The sequence below is a fragment of the Tateyamaria sp. 7Alg 36 genome (genome assembly GCF_059882455.1).
Genome location: NZ_JCBDJX010000002.1, coordinates 40,405 through 56,419 on the forward strand (window position 1 = coordinate 40,405; position 16,015 = coordinate 56,419).

A 16,015-nucleotide genomic window follows, 5' to 3' on the forward strand; every position below is an offset into this window, starting at 1 on the left:
TCTTAAATCTCGCCGTTCGCGATCCATTTCTCTACCAGATCGCGGCTGGCTTCGAAGTGCATGCTGTCTTCCCGAGAGAACCCCGCGCCCCAGTACCAACCTTCGGTCCGGAAAAAGTCGGCGAGGATTGTCAGGCCCAATTGCGTCTTACCGTCGCCCAGACGGTCAAGCTTGCCGTCAATGTTGAGATCGAGTGACAGGCCAAATGCATGGGTCGATGTACGCCCAGGGGCGCCGCGGATGTGGCGGACACATAGGGCGCCGGCAGTGTTGATACGGGCATAAAGATCAGGATCCGTCGCCTTAATCTTCTCGAACACACGGTTGAGGGAATCCAGCGCGGGCTGTTGCATCGTCACGCGGATCGGACCAACGCGTGTCGTCTTTAGCTTGGCCTTCAAACGCTCGTTTGTCATCGACTGGCATTCAGAGGTCATATTTGCGCGCGGCTTGCCAAACACGCCTTCCAGATAGGACGGCGATGCGATCTTCATCCCTTTGTTCAGGTTACGGCGGTTGGCGATCAGGACGGTTTGTGCGTAGGCGTCGATAATATCGTTCTCGCCGTCGCTGATAAACTCACCAGGTTCGCGGGGGCCGCCATCCATCGCCATAGGACGTTGCGCAGCAGCGTTGCGGTTGGCGGAAATCTGTTTGTTCATCTCTTCGATCTGCGCGGTCAGTCCTTCGATCTGAGCGCGCAGCACTTCGATTTCGATCCGCGCGCCGCTGTCGATGGCGGGACCGGCGAACTCGGCGTCGCCATCAGTGGCATAGCGGATCTCTGGTGTCGGGCGCAGTTGGAGATAGACCAGCACACCAAGGCCGACGACGATCACGCCCATCACGCCCAAGATTATCGGAATGACACCTTTTTCCATGCCGTATGCTTTGCTCTCAAACTACTAAATGACAGTGATCGACGGCCCTGCCCAAGTCAACAATCGCGGCAGCACGCCCCGATTACTGGATGTCGATCACGATAATGGAAATATTATCCGCACCGCCCCCTTCGAGCGCAAGATGCAACAAGGTCTCGGATACGGTTTCGATAGGTTCTGAACTCAGAATGCGCTGCAGGATGTCGAAAGTCGCATATTTGGTCAGCCCGTCCGAACAGAGCAAAAAGCGGTCGCCGGGGAAGATTTGGCCACGGATTTTCTCAAGCTCCAATTCGTCGCCTACACCGACTGCGCGCGTGATGGCATTGGACTGTGGATGCTGTTCTGCCTCGTCCCATGTCATTTCACCGGCCAGCACCAGTTCGGCCACATAGGAATGATCGGTGGTCAGCATCTCGATCTCGCCGGCTTGCAGGCGGTAAAGACGACTGTCCCCCGCCCAAAACGCGGCAAAATGCCCTTCGGCAATCGCAAAGGTCACGACGGTTGAGCCGATGGTGACCCCCCCTTGGGCCTCGGACTCCGCGACGATACGCTTGTGCGATTGTGACAGCATATCCCGCAGCGCGTGCAGCAACTGCACAGGTTCCAGCGTCGGATCAATCATCGCCACGCTGTCCACAACGGTTTGCGAGGCGAAATCCCCGCCCGCATGTCCGCCCATACCGTCAGCCACCACCCAGATGCGCTGATCGGGCAAGGCGAGGATACTATCCTCGTTCACCTTGCGTTTGTGGCCCACATGGGTCGCGGCAGAATAGCGGATTGAGGTCATACTTGGGCCAAGACGCTAGATGCGCTCCATAGGTCGGGGGAGAGGTCAAAAAGGCTGCGCAGATTGCGCCCTTCGGGCAAGCCGGACGTGGCAAGCAGTCGGTAATCGTCTTGCATCATCGTGGACCACAGTGCGGGCGTTGGCCCGTGGCTTTGGTTCAGGGACTGCGTTGCAAGAGCCTTGGAAAAAGGGATCGCTCCTGCATAGGGCAGGCTCGCGGGGACTGCATCCCCCGTGGGGGTGATGGCCAGACCGGACAACGCGGCAGACAGGCTTTCGCGGTTGCCGTCCTCTTCCAACGCGTTGAGCGCTACGTTTTCGATCTGTTCGAAGACGGGGCCGTTGGCGAAGTGTGACACCACCGTGTTGGGCGCATCATGCGGCATGGCGAGCGTCAGCGGGTATTGCCGCCCGACGCGGTCCACAGAGGCCATAAGGATGCCGGAAACACAGCGCGATCCGGCGGCACCGGCGGGCAGGGTAAACCGCCAGATCGGGGCCGACAGGTAGGCATCGTTCCACCCCTCCCCCAACTGTTCGCGCACCTCTAACATGCTGGTCTGCAACCAAGTGTCCCACGCCTGAATGAAGGACGCCGGCAGGTTCACCCGCAGGAAATCCCCCATGCCGGGAATCTTGCCAAATGCACCGAACCCTTCCGACATCAGAACGTCTTGGGGCAGCTGAACTTGCCAAGTGCTGGCAAGGCGAACGGGTTCAGTACCGATCCTGATTGAAGCTGGAAGATCGCGATACGGCCGCCCACGTTGAACACAACGCGATTGCGGTCGCTGACATTGGTGCGGCGTACTTCGGCAGCGGCCAGCAAACGATACCACGCCCAAGGACCATCGCGGGTGATGGCGTTGGAGGTGTTGTTCACCACTGGCTGAAGCACGATGCGTGCGGACCCCACACTGCCCGGCCAAGTGACCGCCACAGGTTTCGGCGCGACAGAGTGGGCGTATTTCACCTCGGTCCCGTCGATGTCCAGAACGACCTCTTGCGCTTTGGGGTCCAGCGCCTCGGGTGTAATCTGGAAGTTGACGGCAGGATTTGCCCCACCCGAGAAGAACGCCTCGCGGATTTCGGACGCGTACTGCAGCTGTTGTAGAACGGCGGGACTGATCCCGAGATCGGTGTCGTTTACCCTCTTCCATGCCCACGGTCGGGCGCGCGTGTCGACGTAATCGCGCAGATGTTCGTTAAAGAATGAATCGATCAGCCCGTTCGGTGCAAACAGCCGCGAGAAATCTCCCATCGCCACATCGGCCTTGGCCCCACGGGTAAAGGGATAGCGGTTGGTAAGCGCCTGTTCACAGAATGGCAGGACTTGGGACTGCCACTGCGCATTGATGGACGACCGTGTGCCATCCGCCGTGATGCCGGACGAGCCAGAGGAAATCTGCGTCGACCAGCGCTGGATCGGGCCAGGCAGGCGGTTGGCGAGTTCCTGAAAACGCACGATGGCACTGGTGTCACCGGCCCCTGCCCCTGCCCCGTTGGCAAAGCTGAGCTTGTTCAGTTCATTATATACCTCGGTCAAACGGGCCATCAGTTCGGACAGTTGCGACGGCTGGCCGTCAATCTCTGCGACCAGCGTGTGCAACCAGCTGAACCGATCCTCGACAAACGCGCCGGGCTTCGCGGGGGGCGGTCCTTGATCGCCACCAGCCGACGACACGCCACTGGACAGCGCCTGCAGCAACAGCTGGCTACGGCTGGACAGAGTCGAACGTAGCTCCATCTCGGCGACGTCGCTGGCCCCCTGTTGCAAGCCGGACGCGTCCACGCCTACGCTGCGTTCTTCGGTCAGCTTGGTTTCGTCCGAAACGGCCTCAAGAATATTGACGAGGGGCGACGTCGGACCGGATAGCACGTTGGTGACTTCTACCGCGTGGTTGAGGCTTTCCAGTGGGATGATGTCGATATCCCCCAGTATCTGGTCATAGCGCGAGATATAGTCGGTGTAATAAAGGTCCAGCACGTCGCGGCTCATCGCGATGAGGGCGGCTTCGGTCTGTTCCGCGGCACCGCGTTCGCCCAGCACCCAGCTTTCGCTTTGCAGCCGTTGGGCAACGCCGAGGGCTTCGTCAAGAAAGACATCGTTAAAGCCCGCGTAGGTAAAGATGCCTTCGACCCCTTCGTTAAGCGGCTTGCCGGACGACCGGACGATTACGCGGCTGATGGCAGGGCCACCGATATCCGTCAGACGCCACTGTGGCAGCGCCTTGGCACGCGGGGAGTTGACGATCGAGTTATAGACCCGTTGCGCCAGCGGCATTTCCGACAGCAACCCTTGGATCTGTTCGACCAGCGGTCCGTTCAGCGCGATTTCATCCAGTGGTGCATCCAAAAGTGCTGCCAGATGTACTCGCAGGCTGTTACGCAATTCGTCACGTCCACTGCCTTGGAATGCGACGGACCAGTCCAGATCCATCCACTCTTTCACGAGGTCTTTGTTCATCGGCCCCTGCTGGCCCAGCATCAGGTAGATTTTGAGGCTTTCGTACAGGAAGTCGGCGTTGTTCATGTTCGCCTGCATCTGTTCCTCAAGACGCAGCAACAGGCGCGGCAACAAGTGTTCGTTCAGCGCAGCGCGGTATGATTGGCCAGCTTGGTTGCCGACAACCTTGCCCTGATACAGACCCCAAGTCAGCGACCGGTCGGGGCTGGGATCACCCGCGGCAGGGTTCGCGGGCATGGCGCGCAGGATGTCGAGCGCAGGTACAATCCCCGGCAAATCGCTGTCCTGAATCGGGCTGCCCGGAATCTGGGCCGAGGCGGCGCGGTAGGCTTCGACGCTTTCACCCGCCTGTTCAAGAAGCTCGGCATTGCCGATATAGCTGCGCGCCCAAACAGTGGTCATGCCAATGCCGCCAGCGATGGCGGCGGCGATGGCGACACGTTTGGTCCAGCGATAGCGGCGCTCGATCTTGTCATCGGCACTGACAAGACCCGCCTCGGGAAAAATGACCCCTTGGAACAGGCGCGTGAGGAAGAACGAACGCCCCGTACCCCGCCCTGTGCCGATGGCTTGACGCCCGATACCAAAGGTACGGGCCATACCCATCATCAGGCGGTCGATAGGTGTGCCTTCCTGCGTACCCGAGGCGAAGTAGACGCCGCGCAGCAGGTGGCGCTTTTCGAAACGGTTGTCTTGAAACACCTCGCCCAAGAAAATCCGTGCGGTGGCGCGGACCGAGGCGAATTGCGCCGGAAAGCTGGAAATCAGCGCGCGGCGCTGGTGGTCGGTTTCCTGCTGCATCCGTTCCAGCGATTGCGAGTTCAATTGTGCCAGAAGCAGGCTGAATTCCTCGTCAAAGGCGGCGACGGGCGACAGTTCTGCCTTGGTCTTTTTCGGCAGCGGCAGGGTAAAGCCCCAGACCTGTTCACGCTCTTCCTTGCCCAGATTGTCAAAGAATTCGGTAAAGCCAGCGATCAGGTCGGACTTCGTGAACATGATATAGACAGGAAAACGCACACCCAGTTTGTCGCGCAATTCGTGCAGGCGACGACGGATGGCGGCGGCGTGGTTCTTCTGGCTTGCCTCGTCCTGAAGCGACAAGTCGGACAGGGACACCGCCACAATCGCCCCGTTGATCGGCTGGCGCGAGCGGTTCTTCTTCAGCATCTTGAGAAAGCCGAGCCAGCCCGCGTTATCCTCGGACTGTTCACTGTCCTGCGTGGTATAGCGGCCCGCTGTGTCGATCAGCACCGCGTCATTGGTGAACCACCAGTCGCAGTTGCGCGTGCCGCCGACACCGCCAATGCTGGCCGATCCGGTGGTCTTGGCCAGCGGAAAGTTCAGGCCGGAGTTGATCAGCGCGGTCGTTTTACCAGCACCAGGAGGGCCGATAATCACATACCATGGCAGTTCGTACAGGGATTTGCGGCCCAGCTTGGACTTGCGCAGCGCGGTCAGCGCCTCGCGCATTTTGCCTTTCAGCTCGCCAAGCTCGGCTTTGACCAGCTCGTCATCTTCGTCGACATCATCGACGGATTCGACAATGTCCTCCTCCATCTGCTTTTCGCGTTTGGCGCGACGCAGGATGACCAGCAGGATTACCGTCAGGGACAGCAGAACGATGACCGCGATCGTGATCAGACGCGACAGGGCGCTGGCGAACGGGTGCCCTTCGCCCAAGGGAATGAACGGCCCGACGAACCAGACAAGGGCGATCAGGGCAATCGCCACAAAAATGGTGATCGATATTCCGGGCCCGAGGCGCTTGATTTTGCTGATGATCATGTTGCGTCATCCCTGACCAGAACAATTTCGATGCGTCGGTTTTTGGCTCGTCCTTCCCGCGTGCCGTTATCGGCGATGGGATACTTGTCCGCGACGCCTTCGGCGCTCAGGCGGCTACTGTCTGCGATCTGGTCCGCAAGGCTGCGCATCACAGCCTCGGCACGGGCCAGTGAAAGGTGTTGGTTGGACGGAAAGCGCGAGGAGTTGATCGGTTCGTTATCCGAATGGCCGACGATAATGATCGGCCCTTGGGTGTCGTTCAACGCCGCTGCCACTTGCTTGAGCGGCTCTTGGAATTTCGACTGTAGGCTATCCGACCCCGACCCGAACATGCCGGAACCGGCAAGGCGTACCGTGATGGTCTGCTGATCTTGGAACGCTTCGACCAACCCTTCGGCAATTTCCTTTTCAAGGAAGCCTTTGACGCGGTTCAACTGCTCCTCAGGGGGCGGTGGCGGCGGAGGTGGCGGTGGGGCACGGCGGAACAACTCGGCCACTTGCCCCGAATCCAGAATGGACAATTGACCGATCACGCGGTCCGATCCACGGTTCAACATCCAGCTGAATGTCAGGAAAACGGTCATCATCACCAAGGCGACCGTGGCCGATGTGATCCAAAGCGGTTTCCAGATCGACAGCACCTTGTGTGGCTTGTCTTCGCCCTTCCAGTTGGGCGACAGGTCTTTTTCCATCGGGCCACGTTGGGCACGGATGATACGGGCCAGACCGGCGCGGATTTGCAGGTGCTTGTCGGTGCCGTGCTGTTCCACACGCAGACGCCCCTCAAAGCCGAGCGACAGGCACATATAAAGGAATTCGAGCAGGTCGATATTGTTCGCGGCTTCTTTTTCCAGCCGCGCGAGCAGATCGAAAAAGCGGTCACCGCCCACGGTTTCCTTGTGGAACGTGCCCACCATGGATTGCTGTGCCCAGATCGACTGGCCACCCCATGGCGTGTTCAGGACCACATCATCCAAAGTGGCGCAGATGGCATATCGGGCGATCTTGACGTCCTGCGCATCGACACCCGATTGCAGGGCGCGGTTCTCGAATTCTCGCACTTCGGCCACCACCGAACGGCGCAGTTTTTCGGGGTCCATATGCTGGGCGCGGTTGCGGATGCGCGACACGAGCGAAAACAGGGTCGCGGCAGCCGCATTGATGCGGTTCATGCCCGTCATACCCTGTTCGACGCTTGGTTCCGTCAGGCTGTTTTCAGGCGCGCGTGCGGTGGGGATGCCCATGGGCTGGCCGCCGCCACCCTGATGTTGCGGGGTAGGTGCAGGGGCAGAGTTGAAGTTCGGACTTGGACTTGGCGCAGGGGACGGTTGCAAACCCCGACGTCCGCCGGGATTTGGTTTGATGATCGTCCGGTCGGCGTCATCGGGTTCTGCAAATGGGTCTTTGTCGGACATTCGTCTTTATCCCCGTAAAATAAGCGCGTTCAGCCCTGCCTGATGGCCCACAATTCCATTTTCAGTCCGGGAAATTCTCCGGAAACATGTACGGCAATACCACCCGAGGTCGACATCTTGCCCCAATGGGTGCTGTCGCCGTCGAGTTCGAAATAAACAACGCCCGCGTGATAGGGAATCTGCCGCGGTGCGACCGGCAACGGGCGCAGCGGAATGCCCGGCAGGGCCGAGTTGACCAGTTGGCGGATTTCCTCGACGGGGCCGATCTTGGCTTGGTTCTGGAAGTGGCGGCGCACGTTTTCGGCCGGAATATCGGCCTGTACCGCCAGCACGAAACCGGCATTGGACAGCAATTTGCGGTCGGCAATGATACCGACGCTGATGCCGTATTTGCGCGGGTCCAGCGGGATCGACACAGCGGTCTGTTCCAGCACCGAAGACAGGTACTGGCGCAGGGTGCGGATCACCGGCTTGAACGTGTTTGTCAGGTTGTCATGGGCATAGGGCGGGAATTCGGGCGCGGCCTTGTCATTGGCCATAAAGGTCGCCAGTTCGCCCGCGAGCATGATGCACGTCCGGTACATTGCCTCGGGGTGGACGTTTTCAATCTTGGCCAGATGCTGGATCACGGGCTGCATCCGGTTCACACACATCAGCAAGAGGAAATCGGAAATCTCGGCCACACCTTTGGTGCTGCCGCCTTCGGAAAGACGACCGGACAGCGCGGTCTTGCGGTGGTTCAGCAACCCGTCCAGTTCGCGCATGAACCCGCCAAGAGCGGCTGACGCCTGAACATCCATGCAGGAAGGAATGAAACCCTTGTCGAGCACGACTTCCTTGTCCGGTTTTACTTCTATGATCTTGGCAATCGGGATGCACAGGCGGTCGGCAAGGTCGTCTACGGCCAGCGCGAATTGAAGACGCAACTTGCCCACGCCCATTGTCACGGCCTTTTTCCCTGACGAGGTTACATCCGTCACTTCCAACTCACCGGGGCGCATGCGGGCGGCGGACAGTTCGGCGCCGGTCATATCCACCTCAAGCGCGCCTTGGCGACGCTGGGGCACAGTTAGGTAGATCACGCAGTCTTTGATGCCCTCGGGGACGTCCAGCGCGGGTGGGTGATCTTCGGCATTGGGAACGCGGAACACGGTGCCATCGGGCGTCAGGCCCGCACAAGAGGTGATGGCGAACTGGCCGAATTTCAAAACTTCTTCGTCGATCTCAAGTTTGTTCACACCCCATGCGTAGGGCGTAAGCCGCCGTGCCAGACCTGCGACCAGACTTTCGGTATAACGATCCGCTTGCTGAAAGTGGTGCGGCTGCAAAAACAGCCCCTCGGTCCACAATACCTTACTGTCCCACGACATCAGGTGCCTCTCAATCTGGCTTTGGTGCTCATTTCAATTTGTCCAACTGCTCTTGATAGGCGCGGGCGAATTCCTTTGCGAAAAGCTCTTGAAAATCGTTTTCTGCCTGATCTGAAATTTCTGTATACATGCTTTCGTAGATTTCCCAATAACGGGCTTTCCTACTCTTTAGCATACCGCTCAAGCTTTTGTCGGCGCTGATTTTTTCTTCGAGCACGGCAGGGTCCAGTTTTTTCAGGATCCCCTTCAGCGCGGCCTCCATCCCTGTCAGCATCGCGACCTCATGGGCCTTGATGTCTTTCAGGGCCTGCTCGGTCGCCTCGGACGCATCAAGGTAGCCTTTGGCGGTCGGGCGCACCATCGCCTCGATCGCCTGTTCGGCGCTGATCGAGAATTTTAACGGGTTGTTGCCGCCCATCTGGATCATTGTTTGTTCGATGCGGAATTCCGACTTGATCGACTGCCGCGTCATCAAAATTTCACGCATGCCTTCGATCATGGTGCGCAGCACCTTACCCAGACGGCTCATCGTGGCGGGCAGGTCCTGATCGCTGATCTGCACATCCGTTGCGCCCAGTTCGGTCAGGAACGCACGCGAGGATGCGTCGGGTCCACCCGCAGCAACAGGGGCGGCGGCCTGTGGAGTCGGCGCGGCGGCGGGGATGGGCGAGGACGGCATGGTCGACGGGGCCACCTGTGCACGCGCCGTATGTGTCGCGGCGGGCTGGGGTGGCGTCGGCTGCTGCATCGGGGCCGCGAACGGGTCTGCGGGGATTGCGGTGTCATTGCGCGGCGTCGGGGCCAGCAGATCATCGTCCCAGTCATCCGGAATGGCCGAACTGGATGGGGCCGCATGGTTCGGGACCGAAAAATGGTCCTGCCCGGCGGCGTTGTGCATCCCTGCGCTGGCACCCTGCCCTGCAAACGGATCGGGGGCGGGCGGCAGGATATCGTCCTCTTCACCCAGTGGGGGCAGCAGGCCGTCATCGCCCACTTCCTCACGTTCGATCATGCCTGGCCCTTTGGGCGCGCCGCGCCCGACCAGCAGATCGTCAAGGAAATCACCGCCGTCACCTGGCGCATCCAGAAGGTCGGCGTTGCTGGGCGCATTGCCCGCATGGCCGTGCGAGATAGGACCGTCCGCCAATGGATCGGCGATCATGTCGCTGGTGTCTTCGGACGAGATGCTAACCAAGATCTCGTAAGGGCCGACCGACAGGATGTCGCCGTCATTCAACGGGGTCGGCGTCGTGCCTAGGGCCAGCTTGCCATAGTTCAGAAACGTGCCGTTGGTCGAAAAATCGACAACGATCACATTGCCATTGTGGTCTTCGATTGCGCAGTGCCGCTTGGACAGCTCGCGGTTCGGGTCGGGCAGGACCACGTCGTTTTCATTGCCGCGCCCCAGCGTCATGCTGGGCCCCGTCATCGAAATCGGATCGCCGTTGCCCGGAATGCTACCGGTAGATTGGAAGCGTAGTGTTATTGCCATAAGTGTATTAGCCGCCTACCAGAACTGTGAATTCGCCCTTGATGATCGCTCCGCCAAGGCTGCACAAGTCACCGATGCGCGCTGCGGGCATTTTACCGATCATGACCGTCATGGAACCTTTGGCAATCGGGTGGGGCAAGGGCACGCCAACCGGTGTCACCCCCGAGCAGATGTCGGTCACCCGCGCCGCTGGCAATTTGCCAACCAGAACTGTGACACAGCACGGCGGCAGGATCGGCATCGGGGCCCCCAACGTGCAGGGTCCGGTATGAAGGTCGGCAACGCGCGCTTGCGGGGGGCCGGGCATCAGACTGATCCTTCCGTCGTTGCTACTTTTTCCTCGGTCTCTTCGGCCAACTGTATCTTGCCATTGCCGCCGCGTGCAATGTCCAGAGCGCGGTCAATCGTCACTTGAAAACAACGGTCTGGCGTGGGTCCGACCTTGAGCGTTTTAAGGTTCATGCCAAAGCAGCACGCCGAAACGACCCCGATGGGCGCGGCCATGTCGGACATGTCGCCCTCGCCCAGATTTCCTGGTGCATAGTAGGCGGCAGTCGCCACCGGCGCGGTTGCATCGCCGGAGGATTCGTTTTCCAGCACAAGGCGCAGGCGTTCGCGGTTTTCGACCGTGGGTTCAAACACCCATGCCTCGGCCGCGCTTAGGCACTTGCTTTGGGCGTCGGGGCCCATGACGTCGCGCCCCGCTATACAGGCCCACCACACACATTCGCGTGGCGGCAGCGAGACGGACAAAAGGCGCAGCATATCGACATGCGCCTCTTCGGCTTCCAGTTCGGCCAGCACGGTCTGCACCGATGCGCTGGCTGGTGCGCTGATCTTGGTCTTGAGCGTGGCATTTGCCGATGCCAGAAGCCGCGCTGCTGGCTGTTCGGGGATCTTTTTGAGGCCTTCAAAGCGTTTGGACATGGGATACCTCAGTTGATCATGGTGATGCCGCCGTCAAGCGTCAGCACAGCGTCCGCAGACACGGTTGTCAGGGGGGATTTCATGTCGGCGGTGGCAGTGCCCTCGATGTTGACCATGGTACCTTTGATGGTGATGCCGGTCATGTCGATCTTGATCGAGTTGCTGCCCACCTTGAGCAGGATTTCCTGCATCGCGGTGATCTTGATCTTACCCGAAGACGTGTCGAGCGTGTAGTTCCCCGTCGAGACGGTGTGATCCTCGTTACCCGAAGACACCTCGCGGGTGACATTGCCGTCCGTGATCGTCTGGGTGTAGTTGCCCGTGATCGTCTGTTCGGCCTTGCCCTCAATCGTTTCGGTGTGGTCCGTCTTGATAAAGATTTCCTGATTGCCGGTATCCACCGAGAAAATGTGGTCGCCGGTTTCGATCGTTTCGGTCTTGGTGTGATAGATGGTCTGGGTCAGATCGCCCGGATCCATTTTCTCTTGCCCGATCTTCACAACAGCGTTGTTTTCGATCGTCTGGAAATAGTCTTTTTCCGAGTGCATGCGGATGAATTCCTCATCCTTTTTGTCCTCGAACACCAACTCGTTATAGTTGCTGGCCGCGCCTTCCTTACTGGACCGTGTCTTGATCCCTGTCTGGGTCTTGTTGGCATCCAGCGCATAGGGGGGCATGGTGTCGGCATTGTACAACATGCCGGTACAGATGGGCCGGTCGGGGTCGCCTTCTTCGAACTGGATCACGACCTCTTGCCCGATGCGCGGGATCGAGATCATCCCCCAGTTCTTGCCCGTCCAAGGCATGACAACACGCACCCAGCAGGTTGTGTTCTCGTCCTTCTCGCCCAGACGATCCCAGTGGAACTGAACCTTGATACGGCCATACTTGTCCGTATAGATTTCCTCGCCCGAGGGGCCGGTGACGATGGCCGTTTGCAGACCCATGGTGCGCGGCCACGGTGTGACCATCGGGGCGCGGAATTTTTCGGACTTGGGGATCACATCAAAGACGACGCGATAGGTGTCCTTGATCTCGTCATCGACTGGCAGCGTGCTGTCAAACAGCGGCTTTTTGGTTTCTGCGTCCTCGTAATCCGTTTCGATTTGCAGATGATGCACCGCGCGGGTGATCAGATAGTCGATGTTGTTGGCTGTGCGCGGGTGGTCCTTCAGCTTGAAGGTCTGGCCCACATTCAGGTTCCGCACGTTGCCCGCACCGCGTGACAGCTTGTGACGCACCGCTTCGGATTCCATCCGCACCTTGACGAAACTGTCGTCCACTGCGGGGTCACGGTTGTGACCGGGATAGAGGTAGTGCTCGAAATCTTTGCGCGAATGCTTGCCCTTTGGCATCGTTTTGACTTTTTTCAGCTCGGTCTTGGGCTTGTCAAAGTCGTAGTCATCCATGGTGACCTTGCCGCTGGTGACGGATGTTGTCTCGCTCCAGTCGAACACGTGGTCGGCGTCGCGGCGGTATTCACCACCTTCCTTGAACGCAAAATCCATGGTCGGGAATTTCGGCGTTGGCTTGTGCGCGCTGATGCTGTCGGCCAGCACCATCTTCAGCTTTTTGTCGTCCTGAACGAAGAAGTAGTAGATCCCCTCTTCTTCCATCAGGCGCGAGATGAAGTCGAAGTCGGTCTCGTGATATTGCACACAATAGTTGCGCGGCTTGTACGAGGCCGTGGTTTCTAGTTTCACGTCCGACCAGAAGCCATAAGGCTCCATCACTTCCTTGATGATGTCGGTGACGTTCTTTTCCTGAAAAATCCGGTTTTCCTTGGTGCGGGTCAGGAACCACAACCACGGGCGGACATCGGCCACAAAGTGGGACATGCCCTGATACAGACCCACATAATCGACCGAGATACAGGTGCCGGTGTAATACCGGTCCTCGTCATCCTTGTCTTTCTGGGCCAGAATAATCGTCGACCCGAGAATGTCCTGCAAATCCAGAGCTTCGTTGGACGACAGGAACTCGACCGTCGTCTCGGTGAGCATGCTGAGCCCTTCGATAATACGGGCATTCTTCAGGTTCACCGGCTTGGAAGTGTAAGACCCTTCCATCCAGACCTGACGGCCTTCAAAATCAAGATCACCATTCGCCATAACAATACTCCTCGGCCCCAAATCAGGCCTTATCCATCCGATTCAATCAAAATGTCTTCGTCTCGCAAGCGCGCTACAATCTCGGGGTGGATCGCCCAGCACGAAGCCAGAGAAAACCCGTCGCCCATTATGCGCTTGGCATCAAATATGGTCTCAAAGTTCAAACACATGACGGGTTTTGGATATTCCCCGTCCACCAGCAAAAGCTGGTTCAGATAGTCATCACCCCGATACAGGTAATAACTGCTGTTCTCGATCCCCACTAAAATGATCGGGGGCTCGTCTCCGCCGCCGGGTTCATCGCCAAAGTTACCATTCATGACATTCATTCAAAGGCCCTCCAACAAGGCGGCAAGATCAGGATCCATTTCGTCGTCGTCCGATTGATCGGATGTATCATCGTCGAAACCGGCCAGCAGATCATCAAGGGATGTGTCGGCGTCATCGTCGGACGCGTCATCCTCAAGCCCTGCGAGCAGATCGTCAAGCGATGTATCTTCTTCGGCGGCTTGCGCGCCATCATCCCCTGTCGCGATTTCGACTTCAAGCGTCGGCGCACCGGGAAGTTTGCGCGCGGGGGGCACTTGGTCCTGCCAAGGCCCTGCGATTGTATCACCGCCAAGGGACCGGAACGACCCAAGGCGGATCTCGTTGCGTCCCTTGATCCACACGACAGGCATATACCCCCGCGACAGTGTAGCCTGTGCAGGATCGCTTGTCAGGTTACGTTCTGTGCAGGGCAGCGCCACCTGATCGCCAAAGCGGTCGTTGACGTAGAAAAACGGCAGATCGCCAAGCGCCATCAGCGATCCGAGGTCCATCGCCTTGCCGTCTTTCTTGTAGGTGCCCGCCAACAAGATCGCGACCATGACCGCAGGGTTCGCCCAAAGCATGCCCTTTAGCCCCTCACGGGCCGAGAACTCCTCGAACTGGAAGGCGTACACAGGGTCGGATTTCGCCCCATAAGGCTGGCGCAACAGGAAGCGGGGCGAGGCAAGCGCGACATAGGCCGCTTCGGGCAGTTTGCGCAGCGTGTCCCAGTTCTTGGCCACCAGCGGGTGACGATCTTCGGGGGCGGTATCCAGATATGTGGGCGCGATGGCCGAGAAGAAGGGCGCATCCACATGCGCACCCACCTGCCCGATCCGCGCCAGCAGTTCGGCATGGGGCGGCGTTTCGTCGAATGTGTACAGCCCGAACATGGCCGAAAATCCGCCCGCGCCCGTTTCCGCATCGGTCACATCCGTCACCAGCTTGAAGAACCCGCTTTCGCTCAGGTCTTCTTGCGCGGCAAGGTCGGCGGCGAGTTCCTCTGCCGAAATGTCATACAGCACGATTTCCAGCTTGCTGTCGGTTTCGATCCGGCGGGCCAGCAGGTCAAGGCTGCGCCACTGCGCCTCGATGGCTTGAAACTCGGGGTGATGCAGGATCAGGTTCATCGCCGAACTCAGCGCCTCGTCGACTGCCGCTTTCATCGCCTCGGCGCCCGCATCGGGGGCCTTGACCACATGCGGCCCGATGATCTGCGCGATCAGCGCGTCCGCTGGTCTCGCTTCAGTCAGGGTGCCGCGTGTGTCCCCGATCAGCGCCTGAAAGTCGGTCAGTTTCAGGTTAGTTGGCATCGACGATCCGGCGGAGCGTTTGGGCAGTTTGATCGGGGTGGAATAGGTCTCTGACCACGCTTTCAGCTGCTCGGCTGCGCGGTCGGCCATGGAACCGACATTCAACTGCTGGCGCACGCCCGAGATCGCGTCGAACAGCTCCACATTGTCGTACAGCTCGTCGGGATGCAGATCGTCCATCTCGCCCAGCTTGATTTCGACACCGGTGCCGCCCTCACCGATGGGCAGGACAAGGGTGGTACCGAACCCTTCGATGATGTCGTCGATCGTGTCCACATCCAGCAGGATGGGTTTGCGCGCCGCCAAGGCGTCGCCGGTTTCCATCAGGCCGCGCGCGGCGCGCCCCGTGAAGTCGCCAAAGATGGCCATGCGGAATTTGTCGCGGTTCAGGTCGGCCCGTGCGGGGCGCGGCGCTGTAATCGTGCCGAACGGCGACTGCGCTGGCGCAGCTGCGGCGGAAGGTTCATCGCGTGTCTCTGCGGCCATATCGTCCCCATCTGTGGTGCTGTCATCATCGCCCAGACCCGCCAACAGCGCATCCATATCGTCGCCGGTATCTGGGGCTGCGTCTGTCGCATCGTCGCCGGACAAGTCACCCAGAAGCGCGTCGAGGTCGTCGCTGCCCCCAGTGCCGGAGGTGTCAGTGTTGGTGTCGTCCCCCGACAGGTCGCCCAAGAGGGCGTCAAGGTCGTCCCCGCCCGGGGCTTCCGCACTCTCGGCAACGGCGTTATCCGCGTCGGTGGTCTCGTCCTCCTCTGCCACGCCGAGGCTGGCAAGAAGGTCGTCCATATCTGTTTCGGTACTTTCCGCCGCTGGCGCGTCGTCGTCCGCTAGATCACCCAGTAGGTCATCAAGGCTGCTGTCTTCTGTGCCTTCCTGTGCAGGAGCATTACTATCCGCATCGTCGCCCAATCCGGCCAGCAACGCGTCCATGTCATCATTGGTACTGTCCTCAGGCGCATTATCCCCAATACCCGCCAACAGCGCATCCATATCGTCCGTTGCATCCGCAGGTTCGTCGTTGGCAGGCTTTTCGACCGTGCCAAGGATATCGTCCAAATCGTCCGTGTCCGCGTTGTCGTCCTCAGGCGCATCAATCGCCCCAAGAATGTCGTCGAGATCATCGGCTTCCGCGCTGGTCTCTTCCGG

At 59.4% G+C, this 16,015-nt stretch carries 12 protein-coding genes; all 12 read right to left on the reverse strand.

Annotation, left to right across the window (positions count from 1 at the left end; translation table 11 throughout):
* Positions 1 to 2: 2 nt before the first annotated feature.
* The 12 genes from AC6GQJ_RS17425 to AC6GQJ_RS17480 all read right to left on the reverse strand — a co-directional run bounded on the left by AC6GQJ_RS17425 (position 3) and on the right by AC6GQJ_RS17480 (position 15,859).
* Positions 3 to 881, reverse strand: coding sequence for a M15 family metallopeptidase (locus AC6GQJ_RS17425; RefSeq protein WP_500774092.1), 879 nt, complete (start codon positions 879 to 881; stop codon positions 3 to 5).
* 82 nt (positions 882 to 963) lie between these two features.
* The gene (locus AC6GQJ_RS17430) at positions 964 to 1,677 is read right to left on the reverse strand and encodes a PP2C family protein-serine/threonine phosphatase (protein WP_500774020.1); all 714 of its coding nucleotides are present in this window, start codon (positions 1,675 to 1,677) and stop codon (positions 964 to 966) included.
* On the reverse strand, positions 1,674 to 2,342 hold the full coding sequence (tagF, locus tag AC6GQJ_RS17435) for a type VI secretion system-associated protein TagF (protein WP_500774022.1): 669 nt from the start codon (positions 2,340 to 2,342) through the stop codon (positions 1,674 to 1,676). Before tagF ends, AC6GQJ_RS17430 begins: the two co-directional genes overlap by 4 nt.
* Complete coding sequence (tssM, locus tag AC6GQJ_RS17440) at positions 2,342 to 5,929, reverse strand: type VI secretion system membrane subunit TssM (protein WP_500774024.1); 3,588 nt, start codon at positions 5,927 to 5,929, stop codon at positions 2,342 to 2,344. Before tssM ends, tagF begins: the two co-directional genes overlap by 1 nt.
* Positions 5,926 to 7,344: a type IVB secretion system protein IcmH/DotU gene (gene icmH / locus AC6GQJ_RS17445; RefSeq protein WP_500774026.1), complete on the reverse strand. Its 1,419-nt coding sequence runs from the start codon at positions 7,342 to 7,344 to the stop codon at positions 5,926 to 5,928. The genes tssM and icmH overlap by 4 nt, the downstream gene beginning before the upstream one ends.
* A gap of 29 nt (positions 7,345 to 7,373) precedes the next feature.
* Positions 7,374 to 8,714: a type VI secretion system baseplate subunit TssK gene (gene tssK / locus AC6GQJ_RS17450; RefSeq protein WP_500774028.1), complete on the reverse strand. Its 1,341-nt coding sequence runs from the start codon at positions 8,712 to 8,714 to the stop codon at positions 7,374 to 7,376.
* 28 nt (positions 8,715 to 8,742) lie between these two features.
* Complete coding sequence (gene tagH / locus AC6GQJ_RS17455) at positions 8,743 to 10,206, reverse strand: type VI secretion system-associated FHA domain protein TagH (RefSeq protein WP_500774030.1); 1,464 nt, start codon at positions 10,204 to 10,206, stop codon at positions 8,743 to 8,745.
* Between the two features lie 7 nt (positions 10,207 to 10,213).
* Positions 10,214 to 10,513, reverse strand: a complete 300-nt coding sequence (locus AC6GQJ_RS17460; RefSeq protein ID WP_500774032.1) for a PAAR domain-containing protein — start codon at positions 10,511 to 10,513, stop codon at positions 10,214 to 10,216.
* Positions 10,513 to 11,133: a DUF6931 family protein gene (locus AC6GQJ_RS17465; protein WP_500774034.1), complete on the reverse strand. Its 621-nt coding sequence runs from the start codon at positions 11,131 to 11,133 to the stop codon at positions 10,513 to 10,515. The genes AC6GQJ_RS17460 and AC6GQJ_RS17465 overlap by 1 nt, the downstream gene beginning before the upstream one ends.
* 8 nt (positions 11,134 to 11,141) lie before the next feature.
* Complete coding sequence (locus tag AC6GQJ_RS17470) at positions 11,142 to 13,244, reverse strand: type VI secretion system Vgr family protein (protein WP_500774036.1); 2,103 nt, start codon at positions 13,242 to 13,244, stop codon at positions 11,142 to 11,144.
* A gap of 29 nt (positions 13,245 to 13,273) precedes the next feature.
* Complete coding sequence (locus tag AC6GQJ_RS17475; protein ID WP_500774038.1) at positions 13,274 to 13,573, reverse strand: hypothetical protein; 300 nt, start codon at positions 13,571 to 13,573, stop codon at positions 13,274 to 13,276.
* Positions 13,574 to 15,859 (reverse strand): type VI secretion system contractile sheath domain-containing protein, encoded by a 2,286-nt coding sequence (locus AC6GQJ_RS17480; RefSeq protein WP_500774093.1) that lies wholly within the window; start codon positions 15,857 to 15,859, stop codon positions 13,574 to 13,576.
* Positions 15,860 to 16,015: the final 156 nt, after the last annotated feature.

What these genes read in the sequence shown, in the direction of transcription:
- AC6GQJ_RS17425 (WP_500774092.1), bottom strand. Translation starts at nt 881, where the DNA reads ATGGAAAAAGGTGTCATTCCGATAATCTTGGGCGTGATGGGCGTGATC.
- AC6GQJ_RS17430 (WP_500774020.1), bottom strand. Translation starts at nt 1,677, where the DNA reads ATGACCTCAATCCGCTATTCTGCCGCGACCCATGTGGGCCACAAACGC.
- tagF (WP_500774022.1), bottom strand. Translation starts at nt 2,342, where the DNA reads ATGTCGGAAGGGTTCGGTGCATTTGGCAAGATTCCCGGCATGGGGGAT.
- tssM (WP_500774024.1), bottom strand. Translation starts at nt 5,929, where the DNA reads ATGATCATCAGCAAAATCAAGCGCCTCGGGCCCGGAATATCGATCACC.
- icmH (WP_500774026.1), bottom strand. Translation starts at nt 7,344, where the DNA reads ATGTCCGACAAAGACCCATTTGCAGAACCCGATGACGCCGACCGGACG.
- tssK (WP_500774028.1), bottom strand. Translation starts at nt 8,714, where the DNA reads ATGTCGTGGGACAGTAAGGTATTGTGGACCGAGGGGCTGTTTTTGCAG.
- tagH (WP_500774030.1), bottom strand. Translation starts at nt 10,206, where the DNA reads ATGGCAATAACACTACGCTTCCAATCTACCGGTAGCATTCCGGGCAAC.
- AC6GQJ_RS17460 (WP_500774032.1), bottom strand. Translation starts at nt 10,513, where the DNA reads ATGCCCGGCCCCCCGCAAGCGCGCGTTGCCGACCTTCATACCGGACCC.
- AC6GQJ_RS17465 (WP_500774034.1), bottom strand. Translation starts at nt 11,133, where the DNA reads ATGTCCAAACGCTTTGAAGGCCTCAAAAAGATCCCCGAACAGCCAGCA.
- AC6GQJ_RS17470 (WP_500774036.1), bottom strand. Translation starts at nt 13,244, where the DNA reads ATGGCGAATGGTGATCTTGATTTTGAAGGCCGTCAGGTCTGGATGGAA.
- AC6GQJ_RS17475 (WP_500774038.1), bottom strand. Translation starts at nt 13,573, where the DNA reads ATGAATGTCATGAATGGTAACTTTGGCGATGAACCCGGCGGCGGAGAC.
- AC6GQJ_RS17480 (WP_500774093.1), bottom strand. Translation starts at nt 15,859, where the DNA reads ATGGATGCGCTGTTGGCGGGTATTGGGGATAATGCGCCTGAGGACAGT.